The sequence below is a fragment of the Kitasatospora purpeofusca genome (assembly GCF_000718025.1).
Classification (GTDB): domain Bacteria; phylum Actinomycetota; class Actinomycetes; order Streptomycetales; family Streptomycetaceae; genus Kitasatospora; species Kitasatospora purpeofusca.
Map to the genome: position 1 here is coordinate 141,133 of NZ_JODS01000009.1, position 21,075 is coordinate 162,207.

Here is a 21,075-nt window from a genome sequence, read left to right on the forward strand (position 1 = left end):
GTACGGGTGCCGTCACGACTGGTCCGACAGGACCGGGTACGGGATGCGGGTGCGGTGGTTGGGGTCCACCGTGAGGGGGTTGGTGGCCGGGGGGCGGGCGCGTTGGGCGCAGTCGGTGCGTTCGCAGATGCGGCAGCCGAGGCCGATGGGGGTGGCGGCGCGGGGGTCGTCGAGGGCGGTGCCTTCGGCGTAGACCAGGCGGTGGGCGTGGCGGAGTTCGCAGCCGAGGGCGACGGCGAACTCGGCGCGGGCGGCGCGTTGGCCGTGGCCGCCGTGGGTGACCGTTCGGGCGATCCAGAAGTAGCGCTTTCCATCGGGCATTTCGGCGACCTGGGTGAGGATGCGGCCGGGTGCAGAGAAGGCTTCGTATACGGTCCAGAGCGGGCAGGTCCCGCCCAGGCGGGAGAAGTGGAAGCCGGTGGCGGACTGGCGTTTGGAGATGTTGCCCGCGCGGTCGGCGCGCAGGAAGGAGAACGGGACGCCGCGGCGGCCGGTGCGCTGGAGGGTGCTCAGCCGGTGGCAGGCGGTCTCGAAGCCGACGCCGAACCGGGCCTGGAGCAGTTCGATGTCGTAGCGCAGGTCCTCGGCGGCCGTGTGCACGGCGGTGTAGGGCATCAGCACGGCCCCGGCGAAGTAGTTGGCGAGGCCGATCCGGGCCAGCGACTCGGCCTGCGGGGAGGTGAGGCCGGCCTCGGCGACCAGGTCGTCCAGCAGCTCACACTGCTCCAGCAGGGCCAGCTGGGTGGCGAGTTGGAAGGCCCGTTGGCCGTCGGTGAGCCAGGGCGAGAGCCGCAGTACGCCGGTGGCGGGGTCGTAGCGGCGCAGGTCGGCCGTGTCCCGGTGGTCGGTCTCCGCCACCCGGACGCCGTGCCGGTCGGCCAGCAGTGCGGCGAGGGCGGGTGCCGACCGGCCGCCGGGCGGCGCGTCGAGCGTGCCGGCCAGGGTCTCGGCGGCCCGGTCGAGGGGGTCGATGTGGTTGTGGTGGGTGTAGAAGAAGTCCCTTACCTCGTCGTGGGGTTCGGCGGCCGGCCGGGTGACGGCCGGCCCGGTGACTGTGGGGCCGGTGACTGTGGGGCCGGTGACTGTGGGGCCGGTGACGTGTTCGACGGCCTCCCGGTAGCGGCGGTGCAGGGCGACCAGGGCGCGGGCCAGCTCGGGGTGGTCGCGGCTGACCTCGGTGACCTGCTCGGGCGGGACGGTGCCGCCGCAGGCCTCGTCGGCGAGGGCGGTGCGCAGGTCGGTGACGAGGCGCTCCTCGTCGGTGTCGGAGAAGAACTCCGGTTCGACGCCGAGGACTTCGGCGATCCGCAGCAGCACGGGCGCGGTCAGCGGGCGCTGGCTGTGCTCGATCTGGTTGAGGTAGCTGGTGGAGATGCCGAGTTCGCGGGCCAGCTCGACCTGGTTGAGGCCGTGGGCGCGGCGCAGTCGGCGGAGCTTGGCGTGTGCGTAGATCTTCCGGGCGGCCGGGCGTGTCATGGGACCGGTGGTACTCCTCATTGCGGAACGGCGGAACGGCGGAACGGCAGAACTGCGGAACTGCGCAACGGGCGGCTTCCTCGCCCGGCTTGCGAAAAGTACCACTGCCGCCCGTCGGCCGGATCCGCAGAATTCGCAGTTTCACCGCCCCGACGTGGCCCGATTCCGCAGTGTGGCTTCCTCGCCACGGGCGCCGTCGTGGGAAAGGCTCGTGGTGCGCCCGTTCCGCCGAAGCCCGCGAGGAGCCCCCGTGATCGAGTACCACGTCCGCGTCCACCCCAGTGCCGACCGGCTGCCGCGCGAGGAGCAGCTCGCCTGGCGGCTCGCCGCCGTCGCCGCCGGCACCGAGGAGCTGGACCCCGAGAGTGCCGCGATGGCCGTCAACCGGGTGGTCGACAACGCCGCCGTGGCCACGGCCTCGCTGCTGCGCCGTCCGGTGGCGGTGGCCCGCGCCCAGGCGCACGCCCGCGCCCACCACGCCGCGCCGGGCGCCCGGGTGTTCGGCAGCCTGGTGCGGGTCGCGCCCGAGTGGGCGGCCTGGGCCAACGGGACGGCCGTGCGCGAGCTGGACTTCCACGACACCTACCTCGCCGCCGACTACTCCCACCCCGGTGACAACATCCCGCCGCTGCTCGCCGTCGCCCAGCACACCGGCCGCACCGGCGCCGACCTGCTGCGCGGCATCGTCGCCGCGTACGAGGTGCATGTCGCGCTGGTCAGGGGCATCTGTCTGCACGAGCACCGGATCGACCACGTGGCCCATCTGAGCGCGGCCACCGCCTGCGGGATCGGCACCCTGCTGCGGCTGCCGACCGAGGTCACCTACCAGGCCGTCCAGCAGGCGGTGCACACCACGACCGCCACCCGGCAGTCCCGCAAGGGCGAGATCTCCAGTTGGAAGGCCTTCGCCCCCGCCTTCGCCGGCAAGGCGGCGATCGAGGCGGTGGACCGGGCCATGCGCGGCGGGACCAGCCCCTCCCCGATCTACGAGGGCGAGGACGGTTTCCTGGCCTGGATGCTCGACGGACCCCGGTCGGACTACACGGTGCGGTTGCCGGAAGCCGACGAGCCGCGCCGGGCGATCCTGGACACCTACACCAAGGAGCACTCCGCCGAGTACCAGGCCCAGGCGATCATCGACCTGGCCCGGCGGCTGCGCGAGAAGACCGGGCCGCTGGGGCAGGTCCGCTCCGTGGTCCTGCACACCAGCCACCACACCCACCAGGTGATCGGCTCCGGCGCGAACGACCCGCAGAAGTACGACCCCACCGCCAGCCGGGAGACCCTCGACCACTCGATCCCGTACATCCTGGCCGTGGCCCTGGAGGACGGCGGCTGGCACCACGAACACTCCTACACGCCCGAGCGGGCCGCGCGTCCGGAGACCGTCGCGCTGTGGCGGCGGATCACCACCGTCGAGGACCCGGAGTGGACGGCGCGCTATCACGACCCCGACCCGAAGCGCCGGGCCTTCGGCGGCCGGGTGGTGGTCACCCTGGACGACGGCACGGTGGTCGAGGACGAACTCGCCCTCGCTGACGCCCACCCCAACGGCGCCCGGCCCTTCGACCGGCCCGCGTACGAGCGGAAGTTCCGCACCCTGGCCGAGGGGGTCGTCACGGCCGCCGACCAGGACCGCTTCCTGGCCGCCGCCGACGGCCTCGCCGAGCTGCGGGCCACCGACCTCGACGAGCTGTTCCCGGCCGTCGACACCCAGGCCGTCCGGGAGTTCGACGAGACCCTGCCGGAGGGCCTGTTCTGATGCTGCGCACCCACATGCTGCACACCCGCACCACCGCCTCGCAGCGCCGCCGCGCCCTGCGCGAACGGCTCGCCACCGGACGGCTGCTGACCGTGCCGGGCGCGTTCAACCCGCTCTCCGCCCGGCTGATCCAGGACCTCGGCTTCGAGGCCGCCTACCTGTCCGGGGCCGTGCTCGCCGCCGACCTCGGCCTGCCCGACATCGGCCTCACCACCGCCACCGAGGTCGCCGACCGCGCCCGCCAGACCACCCGGGCCACCGACCTGCCGGTACTGGCCGACGCCGACACCGGCTTCGGCGAGCCGATGAACGCCGCCCGCACCGTGCAGCTCATGGAGGACGCCGGGGTGGCCGGCCTGCACCTGGAGGACCAGGTCAACCCCAAACGCTGCGGCCACCTCGACGGCAAGACCGTCACCACCCGCACGGAGATGGTCCGCCGGATCAGGGCCGCCGTGGACGCCCGCCGCGACCCGGACTTCCTCCTCATGGCCCGCACCGACGCCCGCGCCGTCGAGGGCCTGGCGGCGGCGATCGACCGGGCGAAGGCCTATGTGGACGCGGGCGCGGACGCGGTCTTCCCCGAGGCGCTCGCCGACGAGGCCGAGTTCGCGGCCTTCCGCAAGGCCGTCGACGTCCCCCTGCTCGCCAATATGACCGAGTTCGGCAAGGGGCCGCTGCTGGACGCCCGGACCCTCCAGGACCTCGGGTACGACATCGCGCTCTACCCCGTCACCCTGCTGCGCCTCGCCATGGGCGCGGCCGAGGACGGGCTGCGCACCCTCGCCGCCGAGGGCACCCAGTCCGCCCTGCTGCCCCGGATGCAGACCCGCTCCCGGCTGTACGAACTCCTCGGCTACCAGGAGTACTCGGCCTTCGACTCGGCCGTCTTCGACTTCACCCTGTCGCCCGGCACCTGACGCACCGGAGGGACCACCCCCATGTCCACCACCGCACCCGAGGTCCACCGCGGCCTCGCCGGTGTCGTCGCCGACACCACCGGGATCTCCACCGTCGTCCAGGAGACCAACTCGCTCACCTACCGCGGCTACCCCGTACAGGAGTTGGCCGCCCACCGCTGCTTCGAGGAGGTCGCCCACCTGCTCCAGTACGGCGAGCTGCCGGACGCGGCGCAGCTGCAGGGGTTCCGGGCCCGGGAGCGCGCGCTGCGACCGCTGGACCGCACCACCGCGGAGCTGCTGGCCCGGCTCCCGGAGACCTGCCACCCGATGGACGTGCTGCGCACCGCCGTCAGCTTCTTCGGCGCCGAGGACCAGACCGAGGACGACGGCCGCCCGGCCCCCGGCCTCGCCAAGTCCCTCACCCTCCTGGCGAGGCTGCCCACCGTGGTCGCCACCGACCAGCGCCGCCGACGCGGGCTGGACCCGATCGCCCCGGACCCGGAGCTGGGGTACGCCGAGAACTTCTTCCACATGTGCTTCGGGGCGGTGCCCGCGCCCGAGGTGGTCCGCTGCTTCGAGATCTCGCTGGTGCTGTACGCCGAGCACAGCTTCAACGCCTCCACCTTCACCGCCCGCGTCGTCACCTCCACCCTCTCCGATCTCTACAGCGCCGTCACCGCCGCGATCGGCGCGCTCAAGGGGCCGCTGCACGGCGGCGCCAACGAGGCGGTGATGCACATGCTGGAAGAGATCGGCGATCCGGCCCGGGCCGCGGACTGGCTGGACCGGGCGCTCGCCGACCGGCGGAAGATCATGGGCTTCGGCCACCGCGTCTACAAGCACGGCGACTCCCGCGTCCCGATCATGCAGGCGGCCCTGGACGACCTGGTCGCCCGGAGTACCGACCCGCGGGCCGCGCGGCTGGCGGCGCTGCACACCGCGCTGCGGGAGGCGATGCTGGAACGCCGGGGCATCCACCCCAACCTGGACTACCCGGCGGGCCTGGCCTACCACCTGATGGGCTTCGACACCCCGGTGTTCACACCGATCTTCGTGATGAGCCGGATCACCGGCTGGACGGCCCACATCTCCGAACAGCTCGCCCACAACGCACTGATCCGCCCGCTCGCCCGCTACGACGGGCCGGAGCAGCGGCCGGTGCCGGTCTCCGCCTGACGGGCCCGGTCGCCGTCCGACGGTCCCGGGCTCCAGCCGGACGGGCCCGGGCTCCCGTTACCCCGCACCCCTCCCGACCGGGCAGAATCGTGGGCATGCGGCACATCAACGTCATCGGCATCGGTGCGGGCGACCCGGACCACCTCACCCTGCAGGCGGTCAAGGCCATCGCCCGCACCGACGTCTTCCTCCTCCTCGACAAGAACGAGCAGCGCCAGGACCTCATGCGGCTGCGCCGGCGGATGATCGAGGAGCACGCCCGCCCCGGTCACCGGGTGGTCGAGGTGCCGGACGCCGAGCGCGACCGGACCACTCCGGCCTACACCGAGGCGGTCCAGGACTGGCGCCGCCGCCGGGCCGAGCTGGTCGGCCGGCTGGTGGCGGAGGAACTGGGCCCGGACGGCACCGGCGCGCTGCTGGTGTGGGGCGACCCCAGCCTGTACGACAGCGTGACCGCCGTGCTGGACGAGGTGCTGGCCGCCGACCCGGGCGCGTTCGACTACGAGGTGGTGCCGGGCATCAGCAGCGTCTCGGTGCTCGCCGCCCGGCACCGCACCACCCTGACCCGGGTCGGCCGCCCGGTGCGGATCACCACCGCGCGCCGGCTGGCCGCCGAGGGCTTCCCGCCGGGCGCCGAGGACACGGTGGTGATGCTCGACGGGCAGGCCGCCTTCGGCCGGATCGACCCCGAGGGCGTGCACATCCACTACGGCGCCTACCTGGGCGGGGAGGACGAGATCCTGGTCTCCGGTCCGCTCGGCGAGGCGGCGCCGGAGATCGCGCGGCTGCGCGGCGAGGCGCGCGAGCGCAAGGGGTGGATCATGGACACCTATCTGCTGCGCCGCACCGAGGACTGACCGCGCGCCGACCGGTCCGACCCGTCCCGCCCCGGCCTGCGACGACCGGGGCGGGACGGAGCAGACCGGGTGTCAGCCCGCGAGTTCCTCGCGCAGGCGGCGGGCGGCGCCGACCAGGCTGTCCAGCGAGGCGCGGGTCTCCGCCCAGCCGCGGGTCTTCAGTCCGCAGTCGGGGTTGACCCAGAGCCGCTCGGCCGGGATCGCGGCCAGGCCCGCCCGGAGCAGGGCGAGGGCCTCCTCGGTGCTGGGCACGCGCGGGGAGTGGATGTCCCAGACGCCCGGTCCGACCTCGCGCGGGTACCCGGCGGCGGCCAGTTCACCGGCGACCTGCATGTGGGAGCGGGTGGCCTCCAGCGAGATCACGTCCGCGTCGAGCTCCTCGATCGCGCTCATGATCGCGCCGAACTCGGCGTAGCACATGTGGGTGTGCACCTGGGTGTCGGCCCGCACGCCCGAGGTGGCCAGCCGGAAGGACTCGGTGGCCCAGTCCAGGTACGCCGGACGGTCGGCGGCGCGCAGCGGCAGGGTCTCGCGAAGGGCGGGTTCGTCGACCTGGACGACGGCGGCGCCGGCGGCCTCCAGGTCGGTGACCTCGTCGCGCAGGGCGAGGGCGACCTGGCGGGCGGTGTCGCCGAGCGGCTGGTCGTCGCGGACGAAGGACCAGGCGAGCATGGTGACGGGGCCGGTGAGCATGCCCTTGACGGGGCGGTCGGTGAGGTCCTGGGCGAAGCGGAACCAGTCGACGGTCATCGGGTGCGGGCGGGAGATGTCGCCGGCGAGGACCGGCGGGCGGACGTAGCGGGTGCCGTAGGACTGCACCCAGCCGTGCCGGGTGGCGAGGTAACCGGTGAGCTGCTCGGCGAAGTACTGGACCATGTCGTTGCGCTCGGGCTCGCCGTGCACCAGGACGTCCAGGCCGGCCTTCTCCTGGTAGGCGATCACCTCGCGGACCTCGGCCTCCATCCGCTCCCGGTACGCGGCGGCGTCGATCCGACCGGCCGTCAGATCGGCGCGGGCGACGCGCAGTTCGGTGGTCTGCGGGAAGGAGCCGATGGTGGTGGTCGGCAGCAGCGGCAGGCCGAGGCGGGCGCGCTGGGCCTCGGCGCGCTGCGGGTAGGCCTGCGGGCGGCGGGCGTCCTCGGCGGTGACGGCGGCGGTGCGGGCGCGCACGGCCGGGTCGCGGGTGATCGGCGAGCCGGCCCGGGAGGCCAGGTCGGCGCGGTTGGCGGCGAGGTCGGCGGTGATCGCGCCGGTGCCCTCGCGCAGTGCGCGGGCGAGCAGGGCGACCTCGGTGGCCTTCTGCCGGGCGAAGGCGAGCCAGCGGGCGATCTGCGGGGCGACGTCGCGCTCCAGGGCGGCGTCGATCGGCACGTGCAGCAGGGAGCAGGACGGTGCGACGTCGACCCGGTCGGCGAGGCCGAGCAGGGTCGCCAAGGTGGCGAGCGACTTCTCCAGGTCGTTGATCCAGATGTTGCGCCCGTCGACGACGCCCGCGACCAGCCGCTTGCCCGGCAGGCCGCCCACGGCGGCGAGGTCGTCGAGGTTGGCGGCGGCGGGGCCGGTGAAGTCCAGCGCCAGGCCCTCGACGGGTGCCTTGGCGAGCACCGGCAGGGCCTCGCCGAGGCGGTCGAAGTAGCTCGCGACCAGCAGCTTCGGCCGGTCGGTGAGGGCGCCGAGCTCGCGGTAGGCGCGGGCGGCGGTGTTCAGTTCGGCCGGGGTGCGGTCCTGGACGAGCGCGGGCTCGTCCAACTGCACCCACTCGGCGCCGGCGGCCTTCAGGGCGGCGAGCAGCTCCGCGTAGACCGGCAGCAGCCGGTCGAGCAGGGTGACCGGCTCGAAGTCCGCCGTCACGCCGGGGGCGGGCTTGGCGAGCAGCAGGTAGGTGACCGGGCCGACCAGCACCGGCCGGGCCCCGTGGCCGAGCGCGATCGCCTCGGCGAGTTCGCCGACCGCCTTGGCCGGGTTCGCGACGAAGACCGTGTCGGGCCCCAACTCGGGGACCAGGTAGTGGTAGTTGGTGTCGAACCACTTGGTCATCTCCAGTGGCGCGACGTCCTGGGTGCCGCGCGCCATGGCGAAGTACCCGCCGAGCGGGTCGGCGTCGACGGCGGCCCGGTGGCGGGCCGGGATCGCGCCGACGGCGACGGTGGTGTCCAGCACGTGGTCGTACAACGAGAAGTCGCCGGTGGGGACTTCGAGCACACCGGCGTCGGCGAGCTGCCGCCAGTTCTCCCGGCGCAGCTCGGTGGCGGCGGCCCGGAGGGCGTCGGCGGTGACGTTGCCCTTCCAGTAGCCCTCGATCGCCTTCTTGAGCTCCCGGTTCCGGCCCTGGCGGGGGTAGCCGTGCACGGTCGCCCGGGTGGCCGCGGCTGCGGACTTCGCTGTCAAGGGACTCTCCTTCGCGAGTCTTGCTCCTCAAGTGCCCGCTGACGGGACGAGGGCGCGAAGGGACGACCAGCCGGACGGTGGCTGCCGCGAACGGACGTGCCTGAACCGCCTGCTGTGGTCGCCGACCCGCCCTCGAGGTCATCGGACAGCCGCCCGCGGATCCTCCGCGGACGGGCAGCGGGCAGGTCTTCGGACTCGCGGGCACGCTCGCCCTCGTCGAGGGCGGACACCTACTGGCCGTCGCTTCCCGGGCCCGGCTCGGACCCAGTGCGTATGACGGCGGTCGTTCCCACTCACCGCTGCGGGGCAGTCCCGGACTGGCCAGTCGAAAGGCGTCACCGGGTTCCCTCTTACGACGTCCTGCCTGGCGGGCAGGACGAACCAGCTACAGGGTCAGCCTAGAGGCAAACCGCCGGTCGGGGCGATGGATTCCACCGCGGTGTCCACGGATCGGGACCGGCGGGCACCTCGGGGCCGCGTCGGCCGGGGGGCGCGCGCCGCCGCACTCGGCCGCTGTCAGTCCGGTTGGAAGAACGCGAGCATCTTCCGAGCGGCGTCCGGCGCCCGCAGCATCGCCTGGATCTCCGTGGACATCCGGGCGGCAGCGGCGGTGCGTTCGAACATCTCGCGTTCGTACTCCGCCACGGCGGCCGGGAGGTCGTCCGGGTGCGCGGCGAGCGCGAGACCCAGCAGGGCGCCGTCGAGCAGCGCCATGTTGGCTCCCTGTCCCACCGGCGGCATCAGGTGCGCGGCATCGCCGACCAGCGTGACGCCCGGCGTCGACGGCCAGGTCAGGCCGACCGGGAGGGTGGTGATCGACCTCGGCACGACGGTGTCGTCGCAGGCCGCGATCAGCGCGGTGAAGCGCGGGTCCCAGCCGGGGAGCAGGTCGATCAGCCGCGCCCGGGCGGCGGCCGGGTCGTCGAACGGGATCCCGCTGGTGGCGAACCAGTCCTCGGCGGTGTCGTAGAAGCCGAGGCCGATGCGGACCCGGCCGTCGCCGTTGCGCTGCGCCGCCAGCGACACTCCGTCGCCGAGCACCCAGTAGGTGCCGCGCCCGACCATGGCCGCGAGGTCGGGGTGGGTCCGGTCGATGTCGGGGATGCCGACCTCGACCATGTTGTGACCGGTGTGCGCCGGGCGGACGTCGGTGAGCAGCGCGCGGACCCGTGAGTTCGCGCCGTCCGCGCCGACCAGCAGGTCGTACGTCGCGCTGCCGCCGTCGGCGAAGCGCAGCAGGCCGCTGTCGGCGGACTCGAACGCCCGCCCCCAGCGCACCGTGCCCTCGGGGAGGGAGTCCAGCAGCAGGTCGCGCAGGTCGGCGCGGTCGACCTCGGGCCGCGCGAGCGGGGCGTCGTCGGGCGTGTCCTCCTGGAGCAGCACGGTGCCGTCCGGCTCCAGCAGGCGCATGTCCTGGCCCTCGCCGCGGGCGATCGCGAAGAACTCGTCGATCAGACCGGCCTCGCGCAGCGCCCGCTGGCCGGAGTGGATGTCGAGCATGCCGCCCTGGCCGCGCGCGTGGCGTGACGATTCGCGTTCATGGACGACGCAGTCGATGCCGTTCACGTGCAGCACCCGGGCGAGCGCCAGGCCGCCGAGGCCGGCTCCGACGATGGCGATGGTCATTTCTGCCTCCCCCTCCGAAACGCCTTCAAGACACCGTCGAGGCACCTCGGAGGCACCTCGGTGCACCTCGACGCGTCTCGATACACCGTACTGGTCGATACACTGTATCGCCCGATGCGTTGTATGGTGAGCGGCATGTTGGTGTGGGAGCGGCCGGAGCCGCCGGATCGACCCGTGCCGGCCCCGCTGAGCCGGGACCGGATCGTGCGGACGGCGATCGGGCTCGCCGACGCGGACGGCCTGGACGCGGTGTCGCTGCGCAAGGTCGCCACCGAACTGGACGTCCGTCCGATGCGGCTGTACGGCTACATCGCGAGCAAGGAGGAGCTGCTCGACCTGATGGTCGACGCCGTGCACGCCGGGATCCGGCCGGTCGGCGACCACTGGCGGGAGGTGCTCCGGTCCCATGCCGAAGCCACTCGGAGCGCCGTCCACGAGCACGAATGGCTCGCCGATCTGCTGGGCGGCCGACCCCAGCTCGGGCCGGAGGCGCTGGCCGGCGGGGAGACCCTGGTGGCCGCACTGGGCGACCTCCATGTGGACGCCGTCATGCCGGTGGTCGCCGCGGTCAAGGCGTACGTGATCGGCGCGGTGCGTCGGGAGATCGCCGAGCGGCGGGCCGAGCGGGCCACCGGGATGGACGAGAAGCAGTGGCAGCGGTCACTCGGGCCCTACCTGGAACGCACCTTCGCCACGGGCCGGTTCCCCGCGCTGGCCACGGTGGTGCGCGACGCCGCCCACCTCGACGCCGACCGCACCTTCCGGATGGGCCTCGACTTCGTGCTCGACGGCATCGAGGCCCACGTCTCGCGATGACGTGTCACCTGCCGTCGCGGTGGTGCTGCCCGGAGGAGCGTCCACGGCCTCGAAACGCACGGTCGGCTCGAAGTTGGCCCGGCGGGCGGCGCGGCGGAAGACGGTCAGGACGGCGGGGCCGACCAGCAGGACGGCCACGAAGGTGGTGACGGCGCGGCCGGTGTCCCAGCCGAGCGAGGTCGCCACGTCGAAGAGCAGGTAGCGGTGCCACTGCTCGGTGAACGGCAGTCCGGGCAGGTAGGCGATGGAGCTGTTGGGGTCGGTCGAGAACGGCCAGAAGGAGAGGTTCAGCAGGAAGCCGAAGAGGTAGCCGGAGAAGGCGCCGTAGAAGGCCAGCACCGGCACCTCCCAGCACCGCCGCAGGGGCGGCAGCAGCCCGGCGAGCAGGCCGACGAACGCGCAGCCGAACATCTGGTACGGCATCCAGGGGCCGACCCCGCCGGTCAGCAGGGCGGAGGCGAACAGCGAGGTGCAGCCGAGGGTGAAACCGAAGCCCGGGCCGAAGACCCGGCCGGCCAGGACGAGCACGAAGAACACCGTCTCCACCCCCGCCGTCCCCGCACCGAGGGGGCGCAGCCCGGCGTTGACGGCGGAGAGCACGCCGAGCATGGCGAGGGCCTTGGCGTCGATGCCGCCCGCCGAGATCTCCGCGACGACGACGGCGAGCACCAGGAGCATCAGCGCGCCGAAGATCAGCGGCGGGGCGTAGGAGGAGCCGAACTTCCCCGGGGCAACGACGAACGGCCAGGTGAAGGCGACGAGCCCGATGAAGGCGGCGAGCGCCACGACCACCCGGGCCCGGCCGGGGATCCGGACGGCGGTCACCGGGCGGCCCCCGCGGATTCGAGCGCCTGAGCCACCTGATGCACCGTCAGGTACGGCAGTGGGGCGAGGATCTTGGCGGCCTGCGGGGCGAAGGTCGGCGAGGCGACGATGACCTCGTCGGTGCGGCCGTCCGCGACGATCTCGCCCTCGGCCATCACCAGCACCCGGTCGGCGGCGGAGGCGACGAACTCGACGTCGTGGGTGGAGACCACCACGGTGCGCCCCTCGGCCGCGAGGGCGGCCACGATGCCGGTGAGCGCCTCCTTCGCGTGGTAGTCCAGGCCGCGGGTGGGCTCGTCCAGCAGCACCACCCGGGGTGCGGCGGCCAGTTGGATCGCCAGCACCAGGGCCAGCTTCTGACCCTCGGAGAGGTCGCGGGGGTGGGTGTCGTCCGGGATGCCGGGGGCGAGGCGGTCGAGGATCCGGCGCGCGGTCGGTCCGGCCTCCGCTGCCGGCTCGCGGCCCGACTCCAGGTCGCTCTGGGCCAGCTCCTGGGCCACCGACTCCAGGTACAGCAGGTCCGTCGGGGTCTGCGGGACCAGCCCGACCAGCCGCCGGGCCTCGGCCGCCGAGACCCGCTTGGGGTCCTTGGGCGGCCTGCCGTCCTCGCGGACCACCCGCACGCTGCCGCCCTGGCGGGGCCCGGAGCCCTGGAGGGCCCACAGCAGCGAGGACTTGCCCGATCCGTTGCGCCCCATCAGGGCCGTGACCTGGCCGGCCCGGAGCTCCAGGCCGACCTCCCGGACGGCGGTCACCGGCCCGTACCGGACCACGATCCGCTCGGCGAACAGCACGGTGTCGCCCTCGGCGGCGCCGCGGCGCGGCGCCGGTGCCGGGCGCGCGGCCAGGGTCTCCCGCAGCGGCGCGGCGGCCCGGCGGGCGTCCCGGACGGAGAGCGGCAGCGGGCTCCAGCCGGCCAGCCGGCCGAGCTCGACGACCGGCGGCGCGATCGCGGTGCCCCGGAAGACCTCGGCGGGCGGGCCGTGCACGACGGTGCCGTCACCGGGCAGGTAGGCCACCCGGTCGGCGTACTGGACCACGCGCTCCAGGCGGTGTTCGGCGAGCAGCACGGTCACGCCGAGGTCGTGCACCAGCCGGGTGATCGCGGCGAGCACCTCCTCGGCGGCCGTCGGGTCGAGCGCGGAGGTCGGTTCGTCCAGGACCAGCACCCGGGGGTGGGCGGTGAGCACCGAGCCGATGGCGACCCGCTGCTGCTGGCCGCCGGACAGCTCGTGCAGCGCGCGGTGGCGCAGGTCGGCGAGGCCGAGCAGGTCGAGGATCTCCTCGACGCGCTTGCGCATCACCTCCGGCGGGACGGCCAACTGCTCCATCGCGTAGGCGAGTTCCTCCTCCACCGTGTCGGTGACGAAGCCGGCCAGCGGGTCCTGCCCCACCACCCCGACCACATCGGCCAGTTCACGCGGCGGGTGGTGCGCGGTGTCGCGGCCGTCGACGGTGACCCGGCCGCGCAGGGTGCCGCCGGTGAAGTGCGGCACCAGGCCGTTCACGGCGCCGAGCAGGGTCGACTTCCCGACGCCCGTCCGGCCGACCACCAGGCAGAGTTCGCCCTCCGGAACGTGCAGGTCGACCTCGCGCAGCACGGGGGCGTCGCGGCCCTCGTACACCACGCCGACCCGGTCGAATCGGATCACTTGCTCACCTCGGTGGTCGTGCGGTCGGGCTCGGTGCGGTCGGACGTGGCGCGGTCGGACGTGGCGCGGTCGACGGCGGTGCGCCGGTGGCGTGTTCCGTCCGCCGGGCGCGGCCTGGGCGGGGTGGCCGGCCCGGGAGTGCGGCCGGGCGGCGGGGCGATCGCCCCGGCGGCGCCGGCCAGCAGCAGGGCCAGCACCGGGACGAGCGGCAGGCTCGGCCAAGTCAGCGGATACAGCGAGGGATTGAGCTCGGTGGCGTCGTAGCCGACGGTCCCGAAGAGCAGCACGGCGGCGGCGACACCGCAGCCGGCCACCCCGAACTCGGCGGCCCGCCAGCGGTCCGGCCGGTAGCTGGTGCGCCGCACCCGGCGTCCGCCGAGCGCCAGGCCCGCCGCGCACAGAACGGCGCCGGCCACCAGCGCGGGAAGTCCCAGGACGGCGGGGGCGGTTCCGTCCAGCAGGCCGTACACCCCGGCGCAGAGCCCGCACATGCCGAGCAGCATCAGCGCGCCCGTGGTCCGGCGGGACCGGCGGGTGGCCGTCCCCGCCCGCCCGTAGCCGCGCGAGTCCATCGCGGCGGCCAGGTGCAGCGAACGCTCCAGGGCGTCCTCCAGCACCGGGACGACGATGCTGCGCAGCGCGCGGACGCCCTTGGTCCGGCCCGCCCGCAACCTCCTTGCCCGCGCGACCCGTTGGACGCTCTGCACCAGTTGCGGGGCGACGCTGAGCGACACCGTCACGGCGACACCGAGCTCGTAGAGGGCAGCGGGCAGGACGCGCAGGGCCCGCTTGGGGTTGGCGAGGGTGTTGGCGGCGCCGATGCAGCAGATCAGACAGGCCAGCCGCAGTCCGTCGAAGGCCGCCGAGAGGGTGGCCTCCAGGGAGACCGGGCCGCCGATCTCGATGCCCGCGTACCAGGCGGGGGTGGGGATGTGCGGGAGCGAGAACAGCAGGTGGTCGTGCGGGGTGATGCCGGTCGCGAAGACGCAGCGGAAGACCACCCGGATCGCCACCACCGTGAGGGCAAGCCCCAGGTAGTAGCCGAAGCCGCGCGCCCACGGGGCGTCGGTGCGACGGGCGGTGACCACGTAGCCGAGCACGGCGAGGACGAGCAGGAGCAGCAGCGGGTTGGTGGTGCGGCTGGCCGCCGTCGCCAGGGCCAGCGCCCAGGTCCACCAGGCGAGCGGGTGCAGGTTCCGCGGACTGCGCCGGCCCCCCGCGAGCCGCCCGGAGGCGGGGGACGGGGAGCCGGCGGAGCGCTTGTCGAGCGTGGTCACCCGATCACTCGGCCTGTCGGCGGCGGCGCCGCGCGGTGAGCACGGTGGCCACGCCGAGCGCCACGACCAGGACGGCACCGACCACGGCCGGGACCATCGAGCCGGAGTCGTGCGGGGCGTCGGCGGCCGGTGCCGCGTCCACCACCACCGGGCCGGCTGCGTGCGCGGGCTGCGACGTACTGGCGTCGGGGGTGGGCACGGCGCTGTCGGTGGCGGTGTCGGTGGCGGGCGGGGTGTCGGCGGGGGCCGGTTCCGCCGAGGGGTCCCCGGTGGGGTCGGCGGTGGCCGCCGGAACCTCGGGCTCGGGAGCGGTCGGCGCGGGCGCCTCGCCCTGCGGGTTCGCCGGGGTGGTGGCGGGCGCACCGGCCGTGCCGGCGGACCTGCCGCCGGCCGTGCCACTGGTGCCGCTGGTGCCGCCGGTCGCGGGCGGGCGCTTCGTGGCGGGCGCACCGCCCGTACCTGCGGTGCCGCTGGCCGTGCCACCGGCGGTGCTGCCGCCCGAGGAGCTCGACGAACCGGAGCCCGAGCCCGAGGACGCGCCGCCGGTACCGCCCGAGGACCCGCTCGCGTTCCCTCCCGAGGACCCGCCCGAGGAGCCGCTCGACGAACCCGAGGAACCGGCCGAACTCGTCCCGGACGAACCGCCGTTCGCCCCGCCGGTGCTCCCGGTGCTGCCGGTGCTGCCGCTGCCACCGGTGGTGCCGGTACTGCCACCGCCACCCGAACCTGCGGGCGGCTGGGGCGGTTCGGGAGTCACGGGCGTCGTCCCGCCGCCCGGGGCCGTGTTGTGCGCCCGCAGGGTGTCGGGCGAGACGACGGGACGGCCCTCGGTGCCCTCGATGTTGGTGCCGCCGAAGATCCACAGATCGACACTGCCCGGCTTCGGCTGATAGCTCATCGCGCCCAATTGGCTGTACGACCAATCGTTCTGACCGGGATCCGCGTGCCAGTACGACCAGTACGCCGTGGCCGGCGGCGTCAGGACGCACTTCTCCTGGTCCGGCGTCGGGAACTGCTTGCCGCCCTGGAAGCCGCTGTAGCCGATGCGGCAGATGAACGCCGGACCGTCGTGCCCGGTCCCGGTGGTCTTCCACCCGCCCTGGTTCAGCAGGACGTACCCGGTGGTGGGGGTGGTACCGCAGGAACGCAGCAGCGGACCGCCCCACTTGCTGAAGTCGACCGCCAGCACCACACCGGAGGTGGTCGTGCACTCCTCGATCGGCAGGGGCGATGCGGCGGCCGGACCGGCGGCCGCACCGACACCGCCGAACGCGACCGCGAAGGTCAGTGCGACGGCCCCGGTCAGTCGGCCGAACCGCCGGCTCACCGGTGACGCCCCGGGGCGGTTCCGGTACGGCGCCGGGCGACGAGCACGGCCGCCGCGCCGAGGGCGGTCAGCAGCCCGGCAGCGCCGGTGAGTACCAAGGTCTCGGTACCGGTGCTGGCAAGACCGCCGCCGCGGACGGCACTGCTGCCGACCTGGACCGGGATGGCAACCACCGGTGCGCCGACGCCACCGCGGACGGGCTCGTCGATGCCGTCGGCCACGGGGGCGACATCGGCCGGACGGACGGACGTGCCGGGGAGGACGGGAGCACCGGAAGCCGTCGGGGAACCGGAGGTGGTCTGCGTCGCGGTAGCCGTCGGCGTCGCGGTCGGGCTCGGCGTACCCGTCCCGGTCGGCGTCGCCGTCTGTGTAGCGGTGGGAGTCGGCGTAGCGGTCTGAGTCACCGTCGCAGTCGCGGTAGCAGTCGGCGTCACAGTCGCCGTAGCCGTAGCCGTAGCCGTCGGCGTAGCAGTCCCGGTCGCCGTCGGCGTAGGCGTGGGCGTCCCGCCCAGGTCCCGCCGCAGCGTCCCGAAGGAGACCCCGGTCGCACCGCCCAGCACCTGCGTGGACGCCCGCACGTCCGAGCCCCGCTGCCCCTCGGAGGCAACGTTGAACCCGCCGTCGTCGTTCTGCTGACCGGCGAGGAAGTCCAGCGCCTTGGCGATCCCCGCGCCGTGGGCGGACCGGCGGAGCGTCATGCCCTGGACCGCGAGCGCGGCCGAGTTGGTCGAGTCGCCGGCCGCGCCGGGGAAGCCGCCGTCGGCGAGCTGCCGGCCCGCGATCCAGGCCACGCCCTTGTCGACGGCCGCCGCGGCCTCGTCACCGGGGACGAGGGCGAGCGCCATGACGGCCATCGCGGTGCTGTCCACGTCGGAGTCGCCGGTGGCGGGGATCAGGCTGGGCCAGGAGCCGTCGGCGTGCTGGAGGCTCGTCAGGTAGGCGATCGGGGCGGCGGCGTTCGCCGTGTCACCGGCCCGCAGCTGGGCCATGATGCCGAGTGCCTGGGAGAACACCGAGGTGGCCCAGGTGTAGTTGCCGGCGCCCGCGCAGCCGGTGCTGTCGTCGGCCTTGGCGCAGGTGACCGCCGCGAGGGCGGCGATCAGGTCGTGGCCGCCGAAGGCGCGCGGGTCGCGGCCGACGACCTCCGCGAGCAGCGCCTCCTTGCCGATGGAGCCGCCGCCGGCGTACTCGGTGCCGATCGCGGTCCAGTCGTTGACGGTGCGGTCGTTGGCGTCCTTGCCCTGCCGGTCCAGGAAGTCGACGATCCCGCGCAGCGCGGTGTCGTCGGTGCCGGTGGCGGCGAGGGCGAAGGCGCCGTCGATGGTGAGGCCGAAGTCGGCGAAGGCCGGGAAGGCCTCGTAGTAGTGGCCGTCGATCAGGCGCGCGCGGTCGGTCAGGTAGGCGCTGCCCCGGGCCGGGTCGGGGGTCCGCCCGGCGGGCGGGGTGGTGGCGCCGTCCGGGTTGTGGCGGACGGTGCCGAGGTCGGTGCCGGTCAGGGCCAGGACGGCCTGCTCGGTGGCGGCCGGGTCGGCGTCGGGCGTCGCCTCGTCGGGCCGGACGCCGCCGTCCTCGCCCTGGCGGGCGGCGATCCACGCCTTGGCGGCGGACTGCCGGGCGCCCTGGCCGACGGCCAGCAGTGCCTGGGCCGCGTGGGCGGTGCTGCCGGTGTCGCCGGGGGCACCGGCGTAGGGGGCGTAGGAGCCGTCGGCCTGCTGGCTCGCGGCGAGTTGCTCGGCGGCCTTCTTCGCCGTCGACTCCTGGTCGGCGACACCGCGCAGGGCGAGGACGGCCAGGCTGGTGGAGCCGGGGTCGGACTCGCAGTAGCCGCCCGCGACGATCATCGATCCGGCCATGCCGCCGTCGGCGCACTGGAGGACCGCGAAGCGCGCGAGCGCCGACGCGGGCGGCGTGACCCCGGCGCGGCGCAGGGCGACGACCGCCCATGCCTGCGCCCAGGGCGAGGAGGCGCCGTAGAAGTCCCCGGCAGCGGTGCACTTGCCGTTCTCGCCCGGCCCGGCGCACACATGGTCGGTGAGCGCGGCGAGGAGGTCCCGGCCGCCGAAGGACCGGGGGTCGCCCTCGGTGCTCTCCGCGACGAGGGCGAGCAGGGCGGCGGCGCCGGAGTCGGGCTTGCCGGCCGGGCCGTCCGGGTACAGGTAGGCGTCGGTGTGGGCCCGGAGGAAGGCGAGGACCTTGCGCAGCGCCGGGTCCTGGGTCCCGGCGGCGGCGAGCGCGATCGCGGTCTGCGCGGTGCGGGGGTAGTCGGGGCCCTCGAAGGCCCAGTTCTCCATGTGGTCGCCGTCGACCAGGCGGGCGGCCAGCCAGGCGGCCGCGGCGGCGGGGTCGCCGGTGCGGGCCGGGCCGGTCGGGCTCGACGTCGCGGTGGGCGAGGCGGACGGCGAGGCCGAGGGCGACGGCCCGGTGTTCCTGGCCCGGACCGAGTCCGGGGTGAAGGACGGCGCCCCGCTGGTGCCGCCGACGTCGGTGCCCCCGTAGACCCAGGCCTCCACCTCCCCCGGCTTGGGCTTCTGCGTCGCGGCGCCGAACTGGCTGTAGGACCAAATCTGTTGGCCCGGAGAGGCGATCCAGTACGACCAGTACGCCGTCGCCTGCGGGGTGGTGGTGCAGGGCTCCTCGGCCGGGGTCGGGTACTGGGTGCCGCCGTTGAAGCTTCCGGTGCCCAGGCGGCAGATGAAGGCCGGTCCGTCGTGCTCGGTGCCGGCGGTGGTGAATCCGGCCTTGTGCAGCAGGTTCATGCCGGTGCTGGGGTCGGCGTCGCAGCCGCGGACGACACCGCCGCCCCAGTGGCCGAAGTCGACGGCGACGATCGCGCCGGTGGTCGTCGTGCAGTCCTCGATCGGGTCCGCGACCGCGGCCCGGGGGTTGGCGAGCAGCACCGTACCGCCCGCCGCAACCGCGACCGCCCCGGTGACCAGCAGGGACACGACTCCCCTGCCTCTGTGCCGCGTACGACTGCTGCTGACCCTCACCGGCTACTCCCTGGTCGATCGACGCGGGTGCAACGGCGCAGCCGGCAGCCCCCGACAGGCATGGGGACCGCCATGACCACGTCGTAGTCCGCGACGACGCAAGTACTTCGAGAACAGACCCCCGGTCCAGGCATTCCGGCTCATCCGCCCGGGGGGCGGATCTACGGTTGCGGGTCAGCGCCGGATTCGGACCGGCTTCCCCTGGGTGCCGAGGGTGAAAAACCGGTTCATCAGACCACGCTGCCGAACTGGGAGTCAACGGCACGTCACCTGGATCACAAGCCCTCGTCGGCGCCTGCGCCGTGCGGTAGCGTCCGCGGTGGCCGAGCGGGGGAACCCGGTGCGAATCCGGGGCTGACGCGCAGCGGTGTGGGGTGCCGTCCGTCGGCGCCCCGAGTCCGAATGCCCACCCGGCCGCGCACCACGGCGAAAGCCTGCCCACGCGAGCCGGGCGGCGGCCGCTCCGGCCGCCGTGCTCCCGCAGGGGTGCAACGGGCCGGGGCCGGGTCGGCGTCCGCCACCCCAAGGAGTGTCCCGTGTCCTTCCTCACCTCCCGCACCGCCGCCTCCCGCACCGCCGCCGCGGTGACCGTCCCGCTGGCGGCCGGAGCTCTGCTGCTGTCGGCAGTTCCCGCGCAGGCGACCGCCACCCCGGCCCAGACAGCCACCTCGAAGAGCACCGGCGTCACCTATCTGAAGTCCCTCCAGGCCGCCGACGGCAGCTACGTCACCGGCGGCGGGCTCTCCAACGAGTGGGCCTTCAGCGCGCTGGCGGCGGCCGGCACCGCCGCGGCGGACGTCACCCCCGGCGGGGACGCCACCAAGAACGCCCGCCTCGTCTACCGCAACCAGCTCGCCGCGCCCGCCTGGCCCAGCGCCTCGCCGGTCGTCACCGACTACGAGCGCGGCATCCTGAACGCCTACGCCGCCGGGATCGACCCCGCGCGCGTCGGGCCCGGCCGCAACCTGGTCGCGGACCTGGCCGCCTACTGGCAGACCGCCGAGCCCGGCTACTACGGCCCGTCCGCCAACTTCAACGGCACCGTCTTCGGCCTGCTCGCCCTCGGCGGCGCCAGGACCCAGAGCGGCACCAGGCGCGTGCCGCAGTCCCTGCTGGACGCCTCGGTCGCCGCCGTGCGCGCCAACCAGCACAACGACGGCGGCTGGAACTACAGCAAGGCCGCCGGCGACCCGGCGGCGCTCGCCCAGGGCAGCGACATCGACATGACGGGCGCCGCCATGGCCTCCCTGTGCAGCGGCGGCGTCCCCAACACCGATGCCGCGGTGGTCGCCGCGAAGAACTTCCTCAAGGGCAAGCTGGTCGCCTCCGGTGCGTTCAACTCGATGTGGGGCGCCAACACCGACTCCAACGGCTGGGCCGTCTCCGGCCTCAACGCCTGCGGCATCAACCCCCAGGGCGCCGAGTTCACCAGCGGCGCCGGCAAGACCCCGATCGACTTCCTGATCGCCCAGCAGTTCAAGCCCGGCGGCGGCTTCAAGTACCTGCCCACCGACACCGTCCCGTCCGCCTACGCCTCCGTCGACGGCCTGCGCGCCGTTGCCGGCGCGGGCTTCACCGCCACCCCGCCCGCGCCGAGCGCGGCCGGCGAGCCGGCCTGGGCGGCCACCACCGGCTTCACTCCCGGCACCGCGGCCCGGCTGGCCCTGGTCGTCGACAACGGCACCGCCCCGCTCAAGGTCTGCGCCGTGACCCTCACGCCGACCGGCAGCACCACGACCCTCGGCGAGGTCCTGGACGCGGCCGCCACCGCGACCCCGGGCGGCTGCGTCACCGCCGTCACCCCGGCCACCGGCTCCGGCACGATCACCTCGCTCAACGGCACCGCCAACAGCGGCTCGGCCACCTGGAAGGTCGACCTGGACGCCGGCACGGCCGCCGCCGCCACCCGGGCCACCACGGTCCACCTGGGCGACACCGTCTCGCTGCGCTACGGCAGCTGACCGGACCTGTACGGTGCCGGGCGGAAGCGGGTCGCCCGGC

13 protein-coding genes, 1 pseudogene and 3 riboswitches are annotated in these 21,075 nt (G+C 74.4%); of the genes and pseudogenes, 6 read left to right on the forward strand and 8 right to left on the reverse strand.

Annotated elements, in window-relative coordinates; genetic code table 11:
- Window positions 1–12: 12 nt before the first annotated feature.
- Window positions 13–1,476 (reverse strand): short-chain fatty acyl-CoA regulator family protein, encoded by a 1,464-nt coding sequence (locus tag IF01_RS0115635; protein WP_030394017.1) that lies wholly within the window; start codon window positions 1,474–1,476, stop codon window positions 13–15.
- Between the two features lie 250 nt (window positions 1,477–1,726).
- On the opposite strand from IF01_RS0115635, the gene IF01_RS0115640 reads away from it, so the two are divergent.
- The 4 genes from IF01_RS0115640 (at window position 1,727) to cobF (ending at window position 6,173) form a co-directional block, all read left to right on the forward strand.
- Window positions 1,727–3,238: an MmgE/PrpD family protein gene (locus tag IF01_RS0115640; protein ID WP_030394018.1), complete on the forward strand. Its 1,512-nt coding sequence runs from the start codon at window positions 1,727–1,729 to the stop codon at window positions 3,236–3,238.
- 14 nt (window positions 3,239–3,252) lie between these two features.
- Window positions 3,253–4,158 (forward strand): methylisocitrate lyase, encoded by a 906-nt coding sequence (gene prpB, locus IF01_RS0115645; RefSeq protein ID WP_030394019.1) that lies wholly within the window; start codon window positions 3,253–3,255, stop codon window positions 4,156–4,158.
- A 21-nt stretch (window positions 4,159–4,179) separates the two neighbouring features.
- Window positions 4,180–5,316, forward strand: coding sequence for a bifunctional 2-methylcitrate synthase/citrate synthase (locus tag IF01_RS0115650; protein WP_030394020.1), 1,137 nt, complete (start codon window positions 4,180–4,182; stop codon window positions 5,314–5,316).
- A gap of 95 nt (window positions 5,317–5,411) precedes the next feature.
- A complete protein-coding gene (gene cobF, locus IF01_RS0115655; RefSeq protein ID WP_030394021.1) occupies window positions 5,412–6,173 on the forward strand; it encodes a precorrin-6A synthase (deacetylating) in 762 nt (253 codons plus the stop codon).
- Window positions 6,174–6,245: 72 nt separating this feature from the next.
- On the opposite strand, the gene metE is transcribed toward cobF, so the two are convergent.
- Both metE and IF01_RS0115665 read right to left on the reverse strand, forming a co-directional pair.
- Window positions 6,246–8,561 (reverse strand): 5-methyltetrahydropteroyltriglutamate--homocysteine S-methyltransferase, encoded by a 2,316-nt coding sequence (gene metE / locus IF01_RS0115660; RefSeq protein WP_030394022.1) that lies wholly within the window; start codon window positions 8,559–8,561, stop codon window positions 6,246–6,248.
- A gap of 163 nt (window positions 8,562–8,724) precedes the next feature.
- Window positions 8,725–8,962, reverse strand: a riboswitch (cobalamin riboswitch).
- Window positions 8,963–9,077: 115 nt separating this feature from the next.
- Window positions 9,078–10,187 carry an FAD-dependent oxidoreductase gene (locus IF01_RS0115665; RefSeq protein WP_030394023.1) on the reverse strand — a complete coding sequence of 370 codons (1,110 nt, stop codon included), beginning with the start codon at window positions 10,185–10,187 and terminating at the stop codon, window positions 9,078–9,080.
- A 135-nt stretch (window positions 10,188–10,322) separates the two neighbouring features.
- Between IF01_RS0115665 and IF01_RS0115670 the strand changes: the two genes are divergently transcribed.
- Window positions 10,323–11,003 (forward strand): TetR/AcrR family transcriptional regulator, encoded by a 681-nt coding sequence (locus tag IF01_RS0115670; protein WP_094745568.1) that lies wholly within the window; start codon window positions 10,323–10,325, stop codon window positions 11,001–11,003.
- 24 nt (window positions 11,004–11,027) lie between these two features.
- Here the strand turns inward: IF01_RS0115670 and IF01_RS0115675 are convergent.
- From IF01_RS0115675 to IF01_RS50995, 5 genes and pseudogenes are all read right to left on the reverse strand, one after another.
- A pseudogene (locus tag IF01_RS0115675) lies at window positions 11,028–11,771 on the reverse strand (ECF transporter S component); the annotation flags it as partial.
- 53 nt (window positions 11,772–11,824) lie between these two features.
- The gene (locus IF01_RS0115680) at window positions 11,825–13,480 is read right to left on the reverse strand and encodes an ABC transporter ATP-binding protein (RefSeq protein ID WP_030394025.1); all 1,656 of its coding nucleotides are present in this window, start codon (window positions 13,478–13,480) and stop codon (window positions 11,825–11,827) included.
- On the reverse strand, window positions 13,477–14,757 hold the full coding sequence (locus tag IF01_RS0115685) for a CbiQ family ECF transporter T component (protein WP_078879989.1): 1,281 nt from the start codon (window positions 14,755–14,757) through the stop codon (window positions 13,477–13,479). Before IF01_RS0115685 ends, IF01_RS0115680 begins: the two co-directional genes overlap by 4 nt.
- A gap of 4 nt (window positions 14,758–14,761) precedes the next feature.
- Window positions 14,762–16,084, reverse strand: coding sequence for a hypothetical protein (locus IF01_RS51545; protein WP_375340981.1), 1,323 nt, complete (start codon window positions 16,082–16,084; stop codon window positions 14,762–14,764).
- Window positions 16,081–19,029, reverse strand: coding sequence for a prenyltransferase/squalene oxidase repeat-containing protein (locus IF01_RS50995; protein ID WP_051755392.1), 2,949 nt, complete (start codon window positions 19,027–19,029; stop codon window positions 16,081–16,083). Before IF01_RS50995 ends, IF01_RS51545 begins: the two co-directional genes overlap by 4 nt.
- A 182-nt stretch (window positions 19,030–19,211) precedes the next feature.
- A riboswitch (cobalamin riboswitch) is annotated at window positions 19,212–19,329 on the reverse strand.
- A gap of 75 nt (window positions 19,330–19,404) precedes the next feature.
- A riboswitch (cobalamin riboswitch) is annotated at window positions 19,405–19,482 on the forward strand.
- 128 nt (window positions 19,483–19,610) lie between these two features.
- On the opposite strand from IF01_RS50995, the gene IF01_RS0115700 reads away from it, so the two are divergent.
- Window positions 19,611–21,035, forward strand: a complete 1,425-nt coding sequence (locus IF01_RS0115700; RefSeq protein WP_030394029.1) for a prenyltransferase/squalene oxidase repeat-containing protein — start codon at window positions 19,611–19,613, stop codon at window positions 21,033–21,035.
- The last annotated feature ends 40 nt before the right edge of the window (window positions 21,036–21,075 follow it).

Excerpts from the sequence above, each read along its gene's own strand:
- IF01_RS0115635 (WP_030394017.1), bottom strand. The coding sequence starts at position 1,476 with ATGACACGCCCGGCCGCCCGGAAGATCTACGCACACGCCAAGCTCCGC.
- IF01_RS0115670 (WP_094745568.1), top strand. The coding sequence starts at position 10,323 with ATGTTGGTGTGGGAGCGGCCGGAGCCGCCGGATCGACCCGTGCCGGCC.
- prpB (WP_030394019.1), top strand. The coding sequence starts at position 3,253 with ATGCTGCACACCCGCACCACCGCCTCGCAGCGCCGCCGCGCCCTGCGC.
- IF01_RS0115665 (WP_030394023.1), bottom strand. The coding sequence starts at position 10,187 with ATGACCATCGCCATCGTCGGAGCCGGCCTCGGCGGCCTGGCGCTCGCC.
- IF01_RS0115650 (WP_030394020.1), top strand. The coding sequence starts at position 4,180 with ATGTCCACCACCGCACCCGAGGTCCACCGCGGCCTCGCCGGTGTCGTC.
- cobF (WP_030394021.1), top strand. The coding sequence starts at position 5,412 with ATGCGGCACATCAACGTCATCGGCATCGGTGCGGGCGACCCGGACCAC.